Origin of the sequence: Candidatus Xianfuyuplasma coldseepsis (assembly GCF_014023125.1) — a bacterium.
Classification (GTDB): domain Bacteria; phylum Bacillota_I; class Bacilli_A; order Izemoplasmatales; family Izemoplasmataceae; genus Xianfuyuplasma; species Xianfuyuplasma coldseepsis.
On sequence record NZ_CP048914.1, the window covers coordinates 1858186 to 1876790 of the forward strand.

Below are 18605 nucleotides of genomic sequence, written 5' to 3' on the forward strand. Positions count from 1 at the left end.
CCTATGTGTTTATTTTTATTTCGATGTCTAACCCATTACTTGAAGCGATAAATTGATCAATGCTAATAAAGTGTACACCCCATTCACCAAGTGTAATTAGGGTGTCTTTATCATAGTTGATTCGTGCTTCAAGTACTTTATTCTGTGTGTTATTTTCAATACAAACTTTCATATCTTCTAACGTCATATGATACAGCATGATCATATCACATGCAGATTGTTGTGCTTCAACAAACGATGCTATTGATGTTACTTGAACCTCAATTATCACATTGTGGTCAATTTGATTCTTGATTTGATTCACCATGTCAATGATTGTTCGATTTGAAACACTGTGGTCTTGTGTAATCACGGCAATGTCATGAAGATTCACTGCATGATTGATACCACCACCATCAATAACTGCTTGCCGTTCTAAATGACGAATACCTGGAGTTGTTTGTCTCGTATCAAGAATTTTGGCATCTGTATGTTCAATTAACTGTACATATTTTGACACAACAGATGCAATACCACCCATATGACGAAGAATATTCAATGCAATCGTTTTGCCATGTAGAATTGATTTCAAAGAACCACTCAATATAGCTATTATATCGCCATTTTCTACAAATGACCCATCTGGATTCAGGACTTTTATATAGATCGATTGATCCAACATATCATATAGTTGTTGGACAATATCAATCCCACTAACCACACCAGTCTCATGAGCAATGATGATTGCTTCACACATTTCTGATTCAAGTACATGATCAGTTGTGATGTCTCCTTGTCCTAAATCTTCTCCAATGACACGTTCAAGAAAGGATTGAATTTTGTTGTTCATAGTACGATCCTATAATTTTAAATCTAATTGTTCAAAACGAAGTTTCTTACTGTTTGTTTCTACCAATTTCATCCATTTCGCACTTCGTCCTTTTCCAAGTGGTCGAATTTTTTTGTCGTCACGTAATCGTTTTAGGGTACGATTGATTGTTGAGTCAGAAATATATGGATGAACATTACGAATGTCATCTTTACTAAAAATTTCTGGTAGTTTTAAGATGGTGTTTTCAACATTATCGGATTTATTCAAGTGTTTATCAAACTGATAGTCGCGAACAAGATCGTTCAACGTTTCATATGCATTCATTGAAAATTCGAGTACTAATTGATGCAATGGTAAAATCTGGGCATAGCCCATTTCCCAGTTGAAACTAGATCGAATAACGGCTTCATTAAAGTCTTCACGACGTTTATAGAGCAACTCAAAGAAGCTGATGTATTCAAACACTTCGTACCCACTTGTTAATAGCAATATAAACATCAACATCAATCCAACTTCTTGATTTTTGTCATAAAACGGATTGATATGTATGAAATCAATGTAAAAATTCATAATGATATAAGCAACTTCATACTCTTGATGCTCAAGTGCACGTTGATATAAGTGGATTAACTGTTCTAAGGATTCACGAGTACTTCCATTCTTACTGGTTAATAAGGAGGTTGTTTTGCCTGTAGATTTTAGTTTACGAAATTGCAGTTTTTGAGGGGTAACCAAATCGGAATACAAAAATCGTGCTAAGTCTTGAATTTCCGAGACGAGCAACTCAAATGAATCTGCATCCTCGTGGATTTTAATAAACGCATTGTAAATTTGAAGAACCAACCGTTCTTCTTTGTTTTTTGTTTTTACACCCTTATAAATCAACGACTTAAACCGTGCATCCGAGACTTTAACATCAAATAATCGTGAAAAATAATACGTATTATTACGTACCGTTTGTCGCACCATTACTTCATAATCGCCCTCTAATACATCATGATTGTGTCGATTATTTCCAATCGACTTGTACAGTCGAATATAATCCATAATCACATCGTTTGGTATTTGAGTGCGTGTAAGATTTTGCATACAATTCATAAATTCACCTCAAACATAACAATTATATATATATTTTACTATATTTGACAATAATTTCAATGGAAAAAGCGTATATTTGTAGTCATTTACGAAAAATGATGAATATAATAAGAAAAAAAGTAGCGAGGCTACTTTTTATTCAAATAATTGTTGTTGAACAATTTCGTGATCTTCTTCTCGTACGTAGTCCGATAGTGGTGTAATGGAAGGATCTTCTTCCACTTGTTCAATATCCATAAACAATGGTGTTCCTTTTTTCGGTCTTACAAACTGTTTACCATTTTCGGATTTTTCATATTTTACATCAAACGCATTTACCAATACTTCCTGCGTCGTTGTATTAATACGAATGATTACACGGTTCTTATATTGTGTGGCGTTCATGATACATGTATCTTGTACTAAATGAGGGTTCGATCGAACGATTTTATACATTTGAACACCTTTGTTCGTTCGGCGTTTTTTTGGAATTTCCGTTACACCAATTCGTTTGATATGACCACGGTTCGATAATACTAAGAGATCGTGATGATTTTTCAGAACAATTCCCGAAGCAAGATGTTGCTTGGATGAAAGATTCATCCCCTTAACACCTTTAGCAGTTGTTGATGTTAAAGGAATTTCATTCAGGTTGAATCGCAATGCTTCACCACGTTGTGAGAAGATGATAACTTCTGCATCGGGATTATCGGTAATGTCGATCGCAACTACTTCATCACCCTTGTTTAGTGCAATCGCACGGATTGTTTTGGTATATCGTGACACATCAAAGTCAGCAAGAGCCGTTTGTTTAATCAAATTCTTCTTGGTAACAAACAGTAGTGATTTAGGTTCAGAGAAGTCATTAATCCGTAGAACCTTGATGATAAATTCATCTTCTTCTAATTGAACTATGTTGTTAATGTGCGTACCTAAATCACGCCATTTATAGCTTGGTATCTTGTATACAGGCAAGTAAACATAATTCCCCTTGTTGGTAAACATCAAGATTGTATTCAGGGTTGATACCTCATCAACAAAGATCATTGAATCATTATCACGTAGTGTTACTTCCTCTGTTGCACGATACGAACGAATCGATGTCGATTTTATATATCCTTCTTTTGTGATACCAACAACTACTTGTTCCTCAGCGATTAGTTCCTCTTCAGAAATTGTAATTTTCTCGATTTCTTCTTCAATATCTGTTAATCGTTTTGTCGCTAATTTACGCTGAATGGTACGAAGTTCATCAACGATAACTCGTTCTAACTCGGTCTCATTATTCAAAATGAGTTGAAGTTCAGCAATGGTTTCTTGTAATGATCGCATTTCTTCTTGCAATGATTTGATATCGGTTGAAGACAATCGATATAGTTGTAAAGTAACAATAGCTTCTGCTTGTTCTTCACTAAATTTAAAGGCTTTCGATAATTTTGTTTTTGCGTCTTTTTTATTTTTAGATGCACGGATAAGGACAATTACTTCATCCAAGACATCCATCATTTTAATAATACCATCCACTACATGGAGTCGTTTTTCCGCTCGACGAAGGTCATAATTCGATCGGTTTGTAATGACTTCTTTCTGATGTAGAATATAGGCATCTATAATTTGCAGCACACCCATTAGCATCGGACGTTTGTTATTAATAGCGACCATATTGTAGTTATATGATTTGGTTAAATTTGTCTTTTTTAATAAAAAACTTTCGATAACTTGCGGATCAAATCCTTTTTTTACATCAACAACGATCCGTAACCCTTCACGATCGGATTCGTCACGGACTTCATCGATTCCATCAATTTGCTTTTTGATACGGATATCATCAATCTTACGAACCAAAGCGGCTTTGTTAACTTCATAGGGAATTTCAGTCACTATGATTTGCTGATTTTCTATCATTGTCCGAGAGCGGATGATGATCCGACCACGGCCCGTTTCAAAGGCTTTACGGATTTCATCTTTTCCTTGAACAATCGCGCCTGTTGGAAAATCTGGACCACGCATTATCTTTATGACATCGTCAATGGTAATATCGGGTTTCTCTATTCGCTTGACAACGGCGTTAATTACTTCACGTAAATTATGGGGAGGAATTTCGGTTGCATATCCAGCACTAATCCCAGTTGCTCCATTGCATAGTAAGTTTGGATAACGTGATGGAAGAACGGTTGGTTCATATTCTTCATCATCGAAGTTCGGTACAAAATCAACGGTCCGTTTTTCAATATCTTGTAAAAGTATTTCGCTCGCAGCTGACATCCGCGCTTCTGTATAGCGCATTGCCGCAGAGGAATCACCATCAATGGATCCGTTGTTACCATGCATGTCTACGAGGGGTGTTAGCATCTTCCAAGTTTGACTTAAGCGTACCATTGCATCATAAACGGATGTATCACCATGTGGATGGTATTTACCGATGACATCGCCAACAATACGGGCCGATTTCTTATATGGTTTATCGCTAAACATTCCTAGTTTAAACATCGAGTATAAAACTCGACGTTGTACTGGTTTTAGTCCATCTCTAACATCTGGGAGTGCACGATCTTGGATGATGTATTTGGAATATCGACCAAAACGTTCACCAACAATGGACTCTAAATTTTCTTCAATGATTTTTTGATCGACAAATTCGCTAATCAAATCAACTGTTTTTTTCGCCATGTCCATACCACCTAAATCTTGAAGTCATCTTCGATAGAGAATGTAACATTATTTTCAATCCACTCTCGTCGAGGTTCTACTTTATCCCCCATAAGGGTACTAATTCGTTGATCGGCATCTGCTAAATCTTCAATTTTCACTTGAATCAAGGTTCGGCTTTTGGGATTCATTGTTGTTTCCCACAATTGATCGGCATTCATTTCACCAAGACCTTTGAATCGTTGAATATTGTACGACTTAACAGAACGTACAATACGTTCTAATTCATCATCATCCCATGCATATTTAATGATGGTTTTATTTTTATTTCGATACGATATTTTATATAGAGGTGGGAGGGCTATATATACTTTACCTGCTTCAACAAGTTCTCGCATATAACGGAAGAAAAATGTCAGTAAAAGTACCTGAATATGTGCTCCATCCGTATCGGCATCTGTCATGATAATAACTTTATGATAATTGCATTTCTCCAAATCGAAATCAGGACCTAAGCCTGCACCAATCGTATGAATAATCGTGTTAACTTCTTCATTCTTTAACACGTCTTCAATTTTTGCTTTTTCTGTATTGATTACTTTTCCGCGAAGTGGTAGGATTGCTTGAAAGCGGCGATCTCGACCTTGCTTCGCACTACCACCGGCACTATCTCCCTCAACGAGATACAGTTCGTTTAGTTCTGGGTTCTTATTTTGCGCCTTGGTTAGTTTACCAGAAAGGTTAATTTCAATTTTACTTTTTTTCCGTTCTAAACGGGCTTCTTCTCGAGCCTTTCGAGCGGCATCTCGAGCCATGCGTGCTTTAAGAGATTTTTCAATCAAGGTATACGTTAAATTACTATTCTCTTCGAAAAAGTACGTTAATTTTTCCGAAACGACTTGTTCAACTGCTGTTCTGGCATCCGGTGTTCCCAATTTATTTTTTGTCTGTCCTTCAAACTGTAATAGATGCTCCGGGATTCGAATCGACAAGACAGTTGTAAGTCCTTCGCGAATGTCAACGCCATCTAGCTTCGTTCCGTTCTTAATTAAACCAACCCGCTGTCCATAATCATTAAACAGCTTTGTTAAGGCTGATTTGTATCCTGTTTCATGGGTACCGCCATCGCGTGTACGGACATTATTGACAAAGGATACCAGTTGTTCCGAGTAGGATTTTGTAAACTGGAATGCCACTTCAACTTCGATTTCTAATGCTTCACCTTCTAAAAATCGAGGATCATGGATGCCGTTTCGATTCTCATTAATAAATTCTACATAGGAAATAATTCCATCATTATATAGGAACTCTTCTTTTGTTTTGGATCGTTCATCAACAAGGAAAATGCGCAATCCTTTTAGCAAAAATGCACTTTCACGTAAGCGTTCTGAAATGGTTTGATAATTAAAGACACTGGTAGAGAACAACTCACTATCCGGTTTAAATAAAACCGTTGTTCCTGTTTTTCTCGTATCACCAATAACTTCGAGTTGAGATACGCGACTACCGCCATCTTCAAATCGAATTTTATAAATTTTGTTGTTACGATATACCGTAACATCGACATATTTACTTAGGGCGTTTACAACACTAGCTCCAACACCGTGCAGACCACCAGAAACTTTGTATCCTCCTGCTTGGCCAAACTTCCCCCCAGCATGAAGTCGAGTATAAATGATCTCAATTGCTGTTTTTCCACTCTCATGTAGTCCAACCGGAACTCCTCGTCCATTATCGGACACTTCAATGCTGTTGTCTTCTTTGATGGTTACTCGAATCTCAGTTCCGAAACCGGCGAGTACCTCATCAATGGAATTATCAACTATTTCCCATACTAAATGATGAAGCCCTCGAGCATCTGTACTACCGATATACATACCGGGACGTTTGCGGACAGCTTCCAGTTCTTCTAATATCTGAATTGATGTTTCGTCATATATTGGTTTGTTCATTTCCATGTTGTACACATCCTATTCATTGAACTACAATTCTATATTATAACAAAATGAAAATCATTTTTGTAGTGTAAATTTGAAAATGATATGTTATAATGATTTGCGTATTCCCAAATTGGAGTTGATTTTTATGTTATTTAAAGTTGGTTTGTTGATCATAAGTTATTTACTGGGGAGCATCCCATTTTCCATTATATTAGGTACAAAATTCAAAGGAATTGACGTTCGCCAACATGGTAGTGGGAATCCAGGTGGAACCAATTCATTACGATTTCTCGGAAAGAAAATTGGCATGTTTGTTCTGATATTAGACGGTTTAAAAGCTGGATTAATTGTTCTCCTAATTCAGTTTGATGTCATCGATTCAGCAACAGTATTTCATCCACTAGCATACGGGGTTGCTGCAGCATTTGGACATGTGTTTAGCATCTACATAAAATTTAAAGGTGGTAAGGCAGTTGCTGCTACAGTCGGTATGATGATTGCCTATAATCCATTGATGGCCCTGATCATGTTTTTCATATTTATGGGTATCTTAAAAGCCTTTAAATATGTAAGTGTATCATCAACAGTAACGGTGTTTTCAGCAATTCTTATTGGTGCCATATTCCAAGATTGGTCAATGATTCCATATATGGCAATTCTATTCGTTTTAGTAGTATTTAGACATCGACAAAACTTCAAAAATATCAAGCAAGGTATTGAGCCCAAAGTTACTTGGATATAGAAAAGATTAATCGCTTGATTAATCTTTTTTTTGTCTATACTCGAAAATCTCCTGTTGAACCATCTTACGATATTCTTCTTCATAAGGCTCCCAAAGTTCTATGTAATTACCAAAAGGATCTTGAAATTGAGCAAACTTCCCATAATTATATTCAGCAACTTCACTCGTTATTTTACATCCTTGATTCTGTACTATTGAGAGCACTTCATCAATGGAATCAACTCTGAAATTAATATAGGGAACCCCTTCTTGATTGCTTCTGGTAAAGGAAACTAGTGTCAACTGGTCACCATCAATAAAACTGGTTCCATACGGACTCATATTCATTCCTAAATATTGCTCATACCAATCGCGAATTTCTTGATCGTTGCCTTTTAATCCTAAGAATACACCACCAACACCGGTAACTTTACCCATGATTGTTAATAAAATAAAAACCTCACAAAAGTAAGGTTTATTTTGCGTTTTGCATTGATTGCATAACTTGACGAACCTGTTTTTCAGAAGGTTTACGTCCCATTTGCATCATCATTGCACGAATCATATTTTCATTCACTGGTGGGTTTTCTCGTAAATACTTTTTGAAATAACGTTGTGACAAATAGAACCCTAATGCTCCACCGACTAATAACGCTCCGACTAAGTATAGGATCAATGCCCACGTTGCAACATTCACTAATAACATATTAATTCACTCCTTCACTAATTCTTTTATATTCTACTAAATATAGGGGCAAAATACAAGGTATTTGTTCACTATTCTGCACTAATTAATATGGATTGCAAAATGTAATTGGAAATATTATAATTAGTTTTGAAAATTGAACAATAATCCGAAAAAGGTGTTTACTTTTTTACCTTTATAACATACAATATAGATGTTAATAAGCTTATTAAGAGGAGGAATTAATATGCCAAGAAGAATTACCGAAGACTGTATCGCTTGTGCTGCATGTGTTCCTGAATGTCCAGTGGACTGTATTGAAGAAGGGGACATTTTTGTAATCGATGAAGATATCTGTATTGATTGTGGAGCATGCGAAGTAGTATGCCCTGTTGATGCAATTATCGAAGTGTAATTATTAAAAAAGAGGCTATGCCTCTTTTTTTATTTGACTTGATACGGATTTGTATTGACTTTGCTAATGTGTATAGGACAACCAATTCCTTTTTCTTTTAAGAATGATGCAAGACCATCGAGTGCGTGTTTTTCAATATTATGACCAACATCTAGAATCGTAAACCCTAGGTTTTTAGCGTCGAGTGCATGATGATAAGTAATATCACCACTAATATATGCGTCGACCCCTTTACTAATTGCGGTATTAATCACACTTGATCCACTTCCACCCGTTATTGCAATACGTTGATACGTCTCTTTGTCGCCACCAATAAGACGCAGACTATCCAACTGAAATACTTGTTTTACATAGGCAACAAGTTCATCGAGCGAGTATGCTTTGTCAAGCGTACCGATGACACCCAAGCTTTCTATTTCATTGATTGAATCGAGAGGTTCGGGATCATGAAGTTGTAACATCGAAGACAAATATAGATTCATTCCCATTGGCGCAACATCAAAATTAGTATGAGCAACATATAACGTAATTCCATGTTGAATCAGTTTTTGCAATAGTTGACCTAAATACGTCTCTGTATGAATTGTTTTAAGCGGTTTAAAGATTAGAGGATGGTGCAGCACAATCATGTTTGCGTTTTTCGCGAGTGCTTCATCAATTACTTCAAGTGTTAAATCCAAAGATATCACGATTCCGGTAATATCTTTATTGAGCGTTCCCACTTGCAATCCTACATTATCCCATTCATAAGCAGACTCCGTAGGAAAATAGGTTTCAAATATGGATTTAAATTCATTTCCGTTCATCCAGTACCTCCTCAATTAGAGTAATACGTTTTTCTACTTTTTGACGTTCTTCATCATCGTTAATTTGATTAACAATGGCTGTAAGAGCGTTTTTTTCTTTGGTCCATTTTTCAACAAAGTAGTATGGTTTTTGAATGCAATTAAGGGGACCAAATTCGACTTCAACTGGTGTTAAAGACGCTTTCCCTCGTTCGATTACAATCACTTCATAATACTTATTCCCATCTTTAAAAACCAACTCATCGACGATATGATAGGATAGTTCAGCCAAGGCTTCTCGAACAACAGGGATATTGGTATTTGGTTGTAAAATGAATCGTTTGATATTTTTGTGTTCTCCATTTTGAAGGATTTTCACAATCATTTCGCCACCCATACCACTAATGACAACTACATCTGTTTCATCATCAATCTTCGATAATCCTTCACCAAGAAGAACTGAAACTTTATCACTTACACGATACTTGCGAACGTTGGTTCGAGCTTGTAAAAATGGGCCATACTTATTGTCAATAGCTAGTGCACGATAGACATAACCACGTAATACTGCGGCTATTGGAAGCATTGCATGGTCAGTCCCAATGTCTGCTAATTTAACGAATCCATTTGTGTACTCAAGACAAGTTTCTAAACGTTTTGATAATTGCATTATTTTCCGTTCATGAAGTCTTTTAGTTTTTTGCTTCTTGATGGGTGTCGTAATTTGCGAAGTGCTTTGGCCTCAATCTGTCGAATCCGTTCACGGGTAACACCAAATTCTCGACCAACTTCTTCCAATGTGCGACTGCGTCCATCTAGTAATCCAAACCGCATCCGCAACACTTTTTCTTCACGATCTGTGAGTGTTTCTAAAACGGTGTCAAGTTCTCGTTTTAGCATCTCTTTAGACGTATACTCCATTGGAGTTAGGGTGTCAGGATCAGCAATAAAATCTCCCAAACTGGAGTCTTCTTCCTCACCAACAGGACTCTCTAGCGAGATAGGTTCTTGAGCAACTTTTTGAATGATTTGTACTTTTTCTACACTAATACCCATCCGTTCTGCAACTTCTTCAGGGTGAGGTTCACGTTTCAGTTCCTGGATTAATTGCCGTTGTGTTCGAACCAATTTATTGATGGTTTCCACCATATGAACGGGGATTCGAATCGTCCGCGCTTGGTCTGCAATCGCACGTGTTATCGCTTGACGAATCCACCATGTGGCATAGGTTGAAAACTTAAATCCCTTGGTGTGGTCAAACTTACCAACAGCTTTCATTAGTCCCATGTTTCCTTCTTGAATCAAGTCCAAGAATTGCATTCCTCGACCAACATACCGTTTCGCAATGGATACCACGAGACGTAAGTTTGCTTCAACGAGTTTGTTTTTCGCCAGTTCACCTTTAAACATGATTTGCTCTACTTGAAGCTTATATTCCGGACTGATTTCTTCACCGTTTGCCACCATATCATCAAACTGCTCTTTGGCGACAACGGCATTGGCAATGTCGGTTGCTAAATCAACTTCTTCGGATCCTTCTAGCAAATCAACGCGACCAATTTCTTTCAAATACATCCGAACGGGATCATCAACCTTGATGGATATCTGATTTTCAAATGATTTGTCGTGTAAAAGTTCTTCTTCAATGTCTTTTGTGAAATCCAAATCCAACACGATACTTGCATCTAATTCCTCTTCGTAATCATCGTCATCATCGTCGTCTTCCACAGGTAATTTGTACGTTACCATCTCATCTTCACTAACGACATCAACTTGTTTGCGTTCTAATTCAGCAACAATCTCATCAAACTCTTCACTATCATCACTGACGTATTTTAGGATTTCCTTTACAGCAAGGTATCCTTTCACTTTACTAATGTCCACTAGTTCTTGTATTATTTTCTCTTTATCCATCGATTCTCCTCCTTAAGTTTTAAATCGCGGTATTCAGCTAATTTTATTTTTTCTTGTATGGTTGGTGCAACTCGTATTTCTTCATTCCATTGTTCAATTTGAATCGTTTTTAAGTAGTCATTTAACACGTTTTTAAAATCTAGATATTCTTTGGCATCTAATGTAATTCCTTTGTATCGTACTTTGGACTCGTAAAAATGACGTTGTTCATCATTTAACTGTTGTTCAAAGTCCACAATTGAAATTTCTTTCACAGCATCAGAATCCAAATTGAAATACATATCTTCAATCATCATGCGTAAATCTCGAACCATATCGGAAATATAGAACATACCATTAAATTCACGATTGAAGTCTTCTACATACTTATAACTATCCAAAAAATAATTCAAGATATATCGCTCTGCTACTTCGTATTTCGAATCAATAGGAACACGTCTAATCTGACGTTTTGTAATGTTTTTAATGTTGCGTTTCGTGTATTGTTCAAAGTCCTGACGAATCGATTCTACACTGATTTTTGTATCCTGTGCCAAACGCTTAATATACGTTTCGATAATCGTATGTGATGTATTTTTAATTAAATCAAATACGGTTTTCTTAAATCGTTCAATGTCCAACATTTTCGTAAAATCAATATCCATGTTGTTTTTCAAATAATTGAACTCAATAATATCAATCCAACCATCATTAATTACCGATAATAGTTTATCCGTACCATATTTCTGAATATAATCATCGGGATCCATTCGATCCGGTAAGACGACAATCTTAATCTCTAATCCTTCATTTTGACATAGATTAATTGCCCGTGATGTGGCTTCAATTCCAGCGGGGTCCCCATCGTAACAAATCGTAATCTGCTTTGTATATTTACGAATGAGTTGAACTTGCTCTTTTGTAAATGAAGTTCCCATTGATGCAACACTTTCGGTTATACCACTTCGATGTGCGGCAATGACATCCATGTATCCTTCAAACAAGACAACGCGATTGTGCTTCTGAATCGCCGGGATCGCATTGTGTAAATTAAACAATACGGAGCTTTTGGTAAATACAGTCGTTTGGGGACTGTTGATGTATTTTGGTTGGGTATCGCTAGATGCTTGGTAAACCCGTCCTGAAAACGCCACTACACGTCCTCGTTCGTCTTTTATCGGAATGATAATCCGATTGCGAAAGAGGTCATAAAAACGATCATTTTGGCCTTCTTTTGTCAAGCCGAGATCGTGTAAATCAGATAATAATATGCCTTTTGCCGATAATGTTTTGGTTAAAACATCGTAATCTCCCGGTGCTAAACCGATATCAAACTGGCGTATAATCTCTTGATCAATGCCCCGATCCAAAAGGTATTGTTGCGCCTGTAAACCTTGCTTTGTATTCGATAAATACAATTTATAGAAATGGAGTGCATCAAGATTAATTTCATAATAACGTTTGTGGGGATCGTCTTTCTTAAAATCCCCAAAATCCAAGTTCATGTTCGCTCGATCCGCTAAGGATTCAACAGCCTCGACAAAACTCAGTTGATTGATTTTTTGAACAAAGGTAATCGCATCCCCGGTTTCACCACAGGAAAAGCAATGATAGAACTGCTTGTCTGGTTCCACGGAGAAGGAGGGGGTTTTCTCACTGTGAAAAGGGCATAAGCCAAAATAACTCTTTCCTTGTTTTGAAAGAGTTACGGTTTCGCCAATGAGATCGACAATGTCGGTTTTGGCCAAGATTTCTTTGATGGTAGCATCTTGGATTTTTGGCATGTGTCCTCCTAGTATTTCAATTGTTCACGTAAATACGGTATTAATTCCTCTTTGGTTAACGTCACCTGTTCCATCGAGTCACGATGGCGTACTGTAAACGTTTTGTTGTTGATTGAATCGTCATCTACCGTTACAACAAAAGGCGTTCCTATGGCATCCTGACGTCGATACCGACGACCAATCTTTCCGGATTCATCATAGGTTACCATCCATTCGTTAGATAAATAGTCCAACATATCTTCGGCTGCTTCTTTATGATATTTCTTAATCAATGGTAATACCGCAACTTGATACGGTGCGAGATGAGGTGCTAGTTGTAAGTTAATTCGTGTCTCCCCGTTGTCCAATGTTTCTTCTTGATAAGCAGATGATAATATTGCTAAGAACAATCGTTCTACACCAAGAGATGGCTCAATGACATATGGGAGATACTTTTCATTGGTGATGGGGTCCAGATATTCTAAGTTTTGGCTGGAATACTCTTGATGTTGTTTTAAATCGTAATCGGTCCGTGATGCAATACCCCATAACTCATCAAAACCCCAAGGGAATTGAAACTCAATATCCGTTGTCGCATTGGAATAATGGGATAACTGCTCTGGTAAGTGATCGCGAAGTCGAATGTCTTGATCTCTTAATCCAAGGGATAATAGAAATTGATGAGATGTATTTTTCCAATAGTCAAACCACTCCAACTCAGTCCCTGGTTTACAAAAAAATTCCAACTCCATTTGTTCAAATTCACGGGTCCTAAAAATGAAATTACCTGGGGTGATTTCATTGCGGAAAGACTTCCCGATTTGGCCAATCCCAAACGGGACTTTTTTACGACTCGTTCGTTGGATATGTTTAAAATTCAAAAAGATTCCTTGCGCCGTTTCCGGTCGCAAATAGATATCACTTGTACTATCAGTTGTAACCCCTTGAGAGGTTTTAAACATCAAATTAAATTGACGAATATCGGTATAGGATAAGGCACCACAATTGGGACATACGATGTGTTCATCAATGATGTATTGCATCATTTTATCATTGCTCCAACCATCGGCGTTAACCGCACCTTGGGTATGCTCCTCGATTAATTTATCGGCACGATGTCTCGTATTACATTGTTTACAATCGGTTAATGGATCACTGAATCCTCCAACATGGCCGCTGGCCTCCCACACTTTTGGATTGAGGAGAATTGAGCTGTCCAATCCAACATTGAGATTGCCTTCTTGAATAAACTTCTTCCACCACGATTGTTTGATGTTATTCTTTAACAATACACCAAGTGGTCCATAATCCCATGTATTGGCTAACCCACCATATATTTCGCTTCCTTGGAATACAAAACCATAATTCTTAGCGTAATTCACTAATTCTTCCATTGATATTTTGTTCATAGATGCCTCCTAAATCCTATTTTGGACATAATTATGCAGTTTATATTATACCATACTATCAAAAAAAAGAGGTATCCTCTTTTCAGTATTTTTTAATTTGCTTTAATATCGTTCGACTTTTCGAATGATAACCAACAAACTCATCGTATAACGCATCGATGATGTGTCGGATTAGAATGCGATAGTTCCCTTCGATATCAGGTATATTATTCATTGTAATATCGATATAATACAAATCTTTTAACCATTGATACACGTCTTTTTCATAGCCGATTTGTATTCCTTCCAAATGATGGTTACAAATCAATCCACCACTACTGATGTGGAACACCAGATGGTCCATGTTCCCACAAATAACACAGTTATTAAAATGAAGTCCTGTCCCTAGAAAATATAACAGTTTTAGCTCGACGATAAATGATAAAACTTCCGGATCGCTTTCTCGGTTCATTTTGTCAAACACTTTTTGGAGGAACTGAAACATTTTCTCATGATCGCTATCCTCTGGGATCGTATTGCGCACCAATTCTAAGATATGATTCATATAGGTGTATGCGATGATATCTTGTTTAATGTGTTCATAGTCCTCGATGAGTTCTCCATCTTTTAATATGGGAAATGAGGACTTTGATAAAGAACAACGAATGACCGTTCCATTTTGACTTAAGAAGCGGTTGACGTTGTTCAATTTTTTAACACCATGAGCAATGACACTTGCGTGTCCACTTGGTGTATATAGATAGAGAATTTTACTACTATCTTTGTAATCAATTTGATGCAGGACAATGGCAATGGTGTCCATAGTTCTCACCTACAACTCTTCGGTATACCCATAATTGCGCAAGTGAAAGTCTTTATTACGCCAATCTTTTACAACTTTCACATGTAAATCAAGGAAAATTTTATTTCCAAGTAAGTGGAGGATATCTTGACGTGCCAGTGTTCCAATTTGTTTGATCATGCGCCCGTTTTTACCTATGATAATACCTTTTTGGCTAGGCCGCTCAACAATAATCGAAGCATGAATATTGATTAACCGTGGATTGGTCGTATCATATTCCATTTGATCAATCAGACACATCACACTATGGGGAATTTCTTCCTTTGTTAATAATAGTACTTTCTCACGTACCAATTCACTGATTATAAACTTTTCCGGATGATCGGTAATCATATCATCGGGGTAGTATTTGGGACCTTCTGGAAGTTCTTGTTTAATATCGTCTAGCAATCGTTCAACATTATCCCCACGAAGTGCACTAATACTAAAAATTCCTTTGAAGTTATACGCTTGTTTGAATCGATCAATATTCTGTTTCAATCCTGCAATATTCGTTGTTAAGTCCGCTTTGTTAACAATTAAGAAGACGGGTACCTTTACCCGCTGCAACTCATTGATGATAAATTCATCACCACCACCAAAGGATTGATTCCCATCGGTCATATACAAAATTAAATCGACACTGGATAATGTATTGATCGCTTCTTTTGTCATAAATACCCCAAGTTTGTGATGCGGCTTGTGAATTCCGGGTGTATCGATAAATATGATTTGGGCATCATCGGTGGTATAAATCCCCGATATGTTATTTCGTGTCGTTTGCGGTTTATCACTAATGATCGTTACTTTTTGTCCGAGAACATGGTTTAAAAACGTTGATTTACCAACATTGGGTCTTCCAATGATGGTGACAAAGCCACTGCGAAACATTAGAGATCACTTTCATCAAAGGCAAGGGGTAGTAGCTCTTTATTGGACACGGTGGTAACCGATCCATTGTTTGTAACGAGATGAATCGGAACATCCGGCGTCATCAGTTCACTCATCACTTGACGACAAGCACCACACGGACTAACAAGATGATCTTTCTCAGTTGTGATTACCATTTCTTTGATATCCTCTTTTCGATACCCTTTCGTATAAGCGGTATACAAAGCTGTCCGTTCCGCACAATTGGTTAAGCCAAAAGAAGCATTTTCAACGTTGACTCCGGTAATAATTGTTCCATCATGTAAACGAATTGCCGCAGCAACCTTAAACCCCGAGTACTTCGAATAGGAGTTGGATAACACGTTTTTTGCTTGTTCATATAAATCGTTCATAAAGCACCTACCTTACTACATTTGCTTGTTGCAATATTTGTTCTTGTAATTGAAACATTTCCGTTTCTTCTTCGGGTGTATGATGATCATACCCGAGTGTATGCAACAATCCATGAACCGCAAGAAAACCAAGCTCACGTTCAAGGGAATGTTCATATATAATGGCCTGTCGTTCACAGGTTTCCATAGAGATAAATACATCACCGAGATGATGCATGTATCCATCCGGAAACGTCAGCACATCTGTGGGTTGTGATTTATCACGATACTGGCTGTTCAACGCGGTAATTTCTTCATCATCAACAAGAATGATTGTAATCGAATAGGATTCTTTTTTAAGCATCTTGCTGCCAATTTGTAACACGCGTTCGATAACAGGATACGATTGGTCACTAAAATAATTTACGATATTTATTTTCATAGTTTTCATACCGTTCTAGTACTTTTTGTACCAATGGATGACGAATGACATCAACCCGTTCAAAGGTAATGATTTCAATTCCATCGACTGCTTCTAATAAATGAATGGCTTGGACAAGTCCACTATTGGTCTTTTTCGGTAAATCAATTTGGGTGATATCTCCGGTAACGACCATCTTCGAATTAAACCCCATCCGCGTTAAAAACAGTTTCATTTGATTGGTCGTTGTATTTTGCGCTTCGTCTAGAATGACATATGCATTTTCGAGTGTACGACCACGCATATAGGCGAGAGGTGCTATTTCAATGATGCCTTTTTCAATCATCTCTTCCGTTTGTTTCGTCCCGAGCGCTTCATAAAGCGCATCATAGAGCGGCCGTAAATACGGATCAATTTTTTCCTTTAAATCACCTGGTAGAAACCCTAAGTTTTCTCCAGCTTCAACAGCAGGACGCGTCAGGATTAACTTTTTAACACTACCATCTTTCAGACGACTGATCGCATTCATCACTGCAACATAGGTTTTCCCAGTTCCAGCTGGACCAATTCCAAACACCAAATCGTTTTTCTTGATCGCTTGGATATAATGGCGTTGATTCAATGTCTTTGCATAAATCGGACGACCACTAACCGTCTTTGTAATCAACAGTCGATTGGTGTACAGTTCAAAAATATCATCGGCCGACATCTGCTCCATCAATTTGGCAATATAAATGATATCTCGTTCACTGATAACGACATTGTGGTTGACGATTTTCATCAAGACAAAGAAAATTTGATTCATCTTATCAACCATGGCTTCATCATTCGTATCAATATAGATATCCTCACCTTTGGAAAAAATCTTGATATTGTACATTGAACCCAAGACACTGATGTTGCGATCTTGATTCCCTATTACCATTCGAAACGTGTTGAGATTATCAAAGGTAACATGAAGTTTTGTTAAATTGTCCAAATTATCAAACTCCCATCCTATTCTAGGTTTATTATACCATATTAGGGGAAAAAAATAACGGTAATTATACCGTTATTTAGTTGGTTTATCCTCGTTTTTTAGCGTTTGCTTTGCGACGCATTTTCTTTGAAATACTAGGTTTTAAGTAATACTCTCGTTTGCGAGCTTCTTGCAGGGTACCGGATCGAGAAACGTCACGTTTAAAACGACGTAAAGCATCTTCGATAGTTTCGTTATCCTTAACTACAGTTTTTGGCATAATTTGGTCCCTCCTTTCACTCTATAATAACCTTTTATATAATAGCAAAATAATATCATAATGTAAAGGAAATTCCAAAAAAGTTTCTTTTTTATAGAAACTATTCAATAAAGCGATAATATGGTACAATAGAGGTGTCAAAAGGTGGTGAGTAAATGACATTTTCAGAAGTAATTCAATTTGTATTAGACTACATTGTACCAATTGTTTTAGGCTTAATCATCTTATATCTCGTCATTAAACGCTTAAATAAGACTGCAAAAATCTACCTTCGTATGAAAAAATATGTCAAACAAGCAATCAAACTCGACCGTAAAAAATTTAACGGGTTGCAACTCGTAGACAAGATTAAACGTAAACGCAAACGTCATTCCAACTCCTTCCAACACTTGCGTGGCGGAGCGAAACGATTGAGTAGAAAATACTTTGCACATAAAATTGAAGAAATCCCCGTCTTTACAAGGTATACGCACGGTAAACTATTTAAACGTTCGAAAAACAAGGTTGCCATTTACATCAAACAAGGAAAGAAAACACTGGAAAAAATCTATATGAAACATGGTGTGAAGCGGTTAATCGAATCGACAAACAACCATCATTGTCTCGATGAAATGATCACCTTTCTCCATTATTTACCCGATGCCATCTTAGAACAACGTCCCTATGATATCTATGTTGCAGCAACGGATGTTAATATCACCTACCAAGTAAAATAA

20 protein-coding genes are annotated in these 18605 nt (G+C 37.1%); 3 read left to right on the forward strand and 17 right to left on the reverse strand.

Features of this window, described 5'->3' with window-relative positions; all coding sequences use genetic code 11:
* Nucleotide 1: 1 nt before the first annotated feature.
* The 4 genes from G4Z02_RS09100 to parE form a co-directional block, all read right to left on the reverse strand.
* Complete coding sequence (locus tag G4Z02_RS09100; protein ID WP_258877708.1) at nt 2-829, reverse strand: beta/alpha barrel domain-containing protein; 828 nt, start codon at nt 827-829, stop codon at nt 2-4.
* A gap of 9 nt (nt 830-838) precedes the next feature.
* The gene (locus G4Z02_RS09105) at nt 839-1909 is read right to left on the reverse strand and encodes a Fic family protein (RefSeq protein ID WP_258877709.1); all 1071 of its coding nucleotides are present in this window, start codon (nt 1907-1909) and stop codon (nt 839-841) included.
* 135 nt (nt 1910-2044) lie between these two features.
* Complete coding sequence (gene parC, locus G4Z02_RS09110; RefSeq protein ID WP_258877710.1) at nt 2045-4558, reverse strand: DNA topoisomerase IV subunit A; 2514 nt, start codon at nt 4556-4558, stop codon at nt 2045-2047.
* Between the two features lie 11 nt (nt 4559-4569).
* The gene (parE, locus tag G4Z02_RS09115; RefSeq protein ID WP_258878717.1) at nt 4570-6489 is read right to left on the reverse strand and encodes a DNA topoisomerase IV subunit B; all 1920 of its coding nucleotides are present in this window, start codon (nt 6487-6489) and stop codon (nt 4570-4572) included.
* 133 nt (nt 6490-6622) lie between these two features.
* On the opposite strand from parE, the gene plsY reads away from it, so the two are divergent.
* Nucleotides 6623-7219: a glycerol-3-phosphate 1-O-acyltransferase PlsY gene (plsY, locus tag G4Z02_RS09120; RefSeq protein WP_258877711.1), complete on the forward strand. Its 597-nt coding sequence runs from the start codon at nt 6623-6625 to the stop codon at nt 7217-7219.
* 18 nt (nt 7220-7237) lie between these two features.
* On the opposite strand, the gene G4Z02_RS09125 is transcribed toward plsY, so the two are convergent.
* Both G4Z02_RS09125 and G4Z02_RS09130 read right to left on the reverse strand, forming a co-directional pair.
* Nucleotides 7238-7636 (reverse strand): VOC family protein, encoded by a 399-nt coding sequence (locus G4Z02_RS09125; RefSeq protein ID WP_258877712.1) that lies wholly within the window; start codon nt 7634-7636, stop codon nt 7238-7240.
* Between the two features lie 37 nt (nt 7637-7673).
* Complete coding sequence (locus tag G4Z02_RS09130) at nt 7674-7904, reverse strand: YneF family protein (RefSeq protein ID WP_258877713.1); 231 nt, start codon at nt 7902-7904, stop codon at nt 7674-7676.
* A 226-nt stretch (nt 7905-8130) separates the two neighbouring features.
* Here G4Z02_RS09130 and G4Z02_RS09135 point away from each other — a divergent pair, with 226 nt between their 5' ends.
* Nucleotides 8131-8298, forward strand: a complete 168-nt coding sequence (locus G4Z02_RS09135; RefSeq protein ID WP_258877714.1) for a DUF362 domain-containing protein — start codon at nt 8131-8133, stop codon at nt 8296-8298.
* A gap of 29 nt (nt 8299-8327) precedes the next feature.
* Here G4Z02_RS09135 and G4Z02_RS09140 read toward each other — a convergent pair whose 3' ends face one another.
* The 11 genes from G4Z02_RS09140 to rpsU form a co-directional block, all read right to left on the reverse strand.
* Complete coding sequence (locus G4Z02_RS09140; protein WP_258877715.1) at nt 8328-9104, reverse strand: Nif3-like dinuclear metal center hexameric protein; 777 nt, start codon at nt 9102-9104, stop codon at nt 8328-8330.
* The gene (locus G4Z02_RS09145) at nt 9091-9753 is read right to left on the reverse strand and encodes a tRNA (adenine(22)-N(1))-methyltransferase (RefSeq protein WP_258877716.1); all 663 of its coding nucleotides are present in this window, start codon (nt 9751-9753) and stop codon (nt 9091-9093) included. Before G4Z02_RS09145 ends, G4Z02_RS09140 begins: the two co-directional genes overlap by 14 nt.
* The gene (gene rpoD / locus G4Z02_RS09150) at nt 9753-10997 is read right to left on the reverse strand and encodes an RNA polymerase sigma factor RpoD (RefSeq protein WP_258877717.1); all 1245 of its coding nucleotides are present in this window, start codon (nt 10995-10997) and stop codon (nt 9753-9755) included. The genes G4Z02_RS09145 and rpoD overlap by 1 nt, the downstream gene beginning before the upstream one ends.
* A complete protein-coding gene (gene dnaG / locus G4Z02_RS09155; RefSeq protein ID WP_258877718.1) occupies nt 10979-12760 on the reverse strand; it encodes a DNA primase in 1782 nt (593 codons plus the stop codon). Before dnaG ends, rpoD begins: the two co-directional genes overlap by 19 nt.
* An 8-nt stretch (nt 12761-12768) precedes the next feature.
* The gene (locus G4Z02_RS09160) at nt 12769-14148 is read right to left on the reverse strand and encodes a glycine--tRNA ligase (protein WP_258877719.1); all 1380 of its coding nucleotides are present in this window, start codon (nt 14146-14148) and stop codon (nt 12769-12771) included.
* 82 nt (nt 14149-14230) lie between these two features.
* A complete protein-coding gene (recO, locus tag G4Z02_RS09165; protein WP_258877720.1) occupies nt 14231-14950 on the reverse strand; it encodes a DNA repair protein RecO in 720 nt (239 codons plus the stop codon).
* Nucleotides 14951-14959: 9 nt separating this feature from the next.
* Complete coding sequence (gene era / locus G4Z02_RS09170; RefSeq protein ID WP_258877721.1) at nt 14960-15859, reverse strand: GTPase Era; 900 nt, start codon at nt 15857-15859, stop codon at nt 14960-14962.
* Nucleotides 15859-16251: a cytidine deaminase gene (gene cdd, locus G4Z02_RS09175; protein WP_258877722.1), complete on the reverse strand. Its 393-nt coding sequence runs from the start codon at nt 16249-16251 to the stop codon at nt 15859-15861. The genes era and cdd overlap by 1 nt, the downstream gene beginning before the upstream one ends.
* A 7-nt stretch (nt 16252-16258) precedes the next feature.
* The gene (gene ybeY / locus G4Z02_RS09180; protein ID WP_258877723.1) at nt 16259-16672 is read right to left on the reverse strand and encodes an rRNA maturation RNase YbeY; all 414 of its coding nucleotides are present in this window, start codon (nt 16670-16672) and stop codon (nt 16259-16261) included.
* Nucleotides 16644-17576, reverse strand: a complete 933-nt coding sequence (locus G4Z02_RS09185; RefSeq protein ID WP_258878718.1) for a PhoH family protein — start codon at nt 17574-17576, stop codon at nt 16644-16646. Before G4Z02_RS09185 ends, ybeY begins: the two co-directional genes overlap by 29 nt.
* A 139-nt stretch (nt 17577-17715) precedes the next feature.
* Complete coding sequence (rpsU, locus tag G4Z02_RS09190) at nt 17716-17889, reverse strand: 30S ribosomal protein S21 (protein WP_258877724.1); 174 nt, start codon at nt 17887-17889, stop codon at nt 17716-17718.
* Between the two features lie 155 nt (nt 17890-18044).
* On the opposite strand from rpsU, the gene G4Z02_RS09195 reads away from it, so the two are divergent.
* Nucleotides 18045-18605, forward strand: a complete 561-nt coding sequence (locus tag G4Z02_RS09195; RefSeq protein ID WP_258877725.1) for a hypothetical protein — start codon at nt 18045-18047, stop codon at nt 18603-18605.

What these genes read in the sequence shown, in the direction of transcription:
- G4Z02_RS09100 (WP_258877708.1), bottom strand. Translation starts at nt 829, where the DNA reads ATGAACAACAAAATTCAATCCTTTCTTGAACGTGTCATTGGAGAAGAT.
- G4Z02_RS09105 (WP_258877709.1), bottom strand. Translation starts at nt 1,909, where the DNA reads ATGAATTGTATGCAAAATCTTACACGCACTCAAATACCAAACGATGTG.
- parC (WP_258877710.1), bottom strand. Translation starts at nt 4,558, where the DNA reads ATGGCGAAAAAAACAGTTGATTTGATTAGCGAATTTGTCGATCAAAAA.
- parE (WP_258878717.1), bottom strand. Translation starts at nt 6,489, where the DNA reads ATGAACAAACCAATATATGACGAAACATCAATTCAGATATTAGAAGAA.
- plsY (WP_258877711.1), top strand. Translation starts at nt 6,623, where the DNA reads ATGTTATTTAAAGTTGGTTTGTTGATCATAAGTTATTTACTGGGGAGC.
- G4Z02_RS09125 (WP_258877712.1), bottom strand. Translation starts at nt 7,636, where the DNA reads ATGGGTAAAGTTACCGGTGTTGGTGGTGTATTCTTAGGATTAAAAGGC.
- G4Z02_RS09130 (WP_258877713.1), bottom strand. Translation starts at nt 7,904, where the DNA reads ATGTTATTAGTGAATGTTGCAACGTGGGCATTGATCCTATACTTAGTC.
- G4Z02_RS09135 (WP_258877714.1), top strand. Translation starts at nt 8,131, where the DNA reads ATGCCAAGAAGAATTACCGAAGACTGTATCGCTTGTGCTGCATGTGTT.
- G4Z02_RS09140 (WP_258877715.1), bottom strand. Translation starts at nt 9,104, where the DNA reads ATGAACGGAAATGAATTTAAATCCATATTTGAAACCTATTTTCCTACG.
- G4Z02_RS09145 (WP_258877716.1), bottom strand. Translation starts at nt 9,753, where the DNA reads ATGCAATTATCAAAACGTTTAGAAACTTGTCTTGAGTACACAAATGGA.
- rpoD (WP_258877717.1), bottom strand. Translation starts at nt 10,997, where the DNA reads ATGGATAAAGAGAAAATAATACAAGAACTAGTGGACATTAGTAAAGTG.
- dnaG (WP_258877718.1), bottom strand. Translation starts at nt 12,760, where the DNA reads ATGCCAAAAATCCAAGATGCTACCATCAAAGAAATCTTGGCCAAAACC.
- G4Z02_RS09160 (WP_258877719.1), bottom strand. Translation starts at nt 14,148, where the DNA reads ATGAACAAAATATCAATGGAAGAATTAGTGAATTACGCTAAGAATTAT.
- recO (WP_258877720.1), bottom strand. Translation starts at nt 14,950, where the DNA reads ATGGACACCATTGCCATTGTCCTGCATCAAATTGATTACAAAGATAGT.
- era (WP_258877721.1), bottom strand. Translation starts at nt 15,859, where the DNA reads ATGTTTCGCAGTGGCTTTGTCACCATCATTGGAAGACCCAATGTTGGT.
- cdd (WP_258877722.1), bottom strand. Translation starts at nt 16,251, where the DNA reads ATGAACGATTTATATGAACAAGCAAAAAACGTGTTATCCAACTCCTAT.
- ybeY (WP_258877723.1), bottom strand. Translation starts at nt 16,672, where the DNA reads ATGAAAATAAATATCGTAAATTATTTTAGTGACCAATCGTATCCTGTT.
- G4Z02_RS09185 (WP_258878718.1), bottom strand. Translation starts at nt 17,576, where the DNA reads ATGGTAATAGGGAATCAAGATCGCAACATCAGTGTCTTGGGTTCAATG.
- rpsU (WP_258877724.1), bottom strand. Translation starts at nt 17,889, where the DNA reads ATGCCAAAAACTGTAGTTAAGGATAACGAAACTATCGAAGATGCTTTA.
- G4Z02_RS09195 (WP_258877725.1), top strand. Translation starts at nt 18,045, where the DNA reads ATGACATTTTCAGAAGTAATTCAATTTGTATTAGACTACATTGTACCA.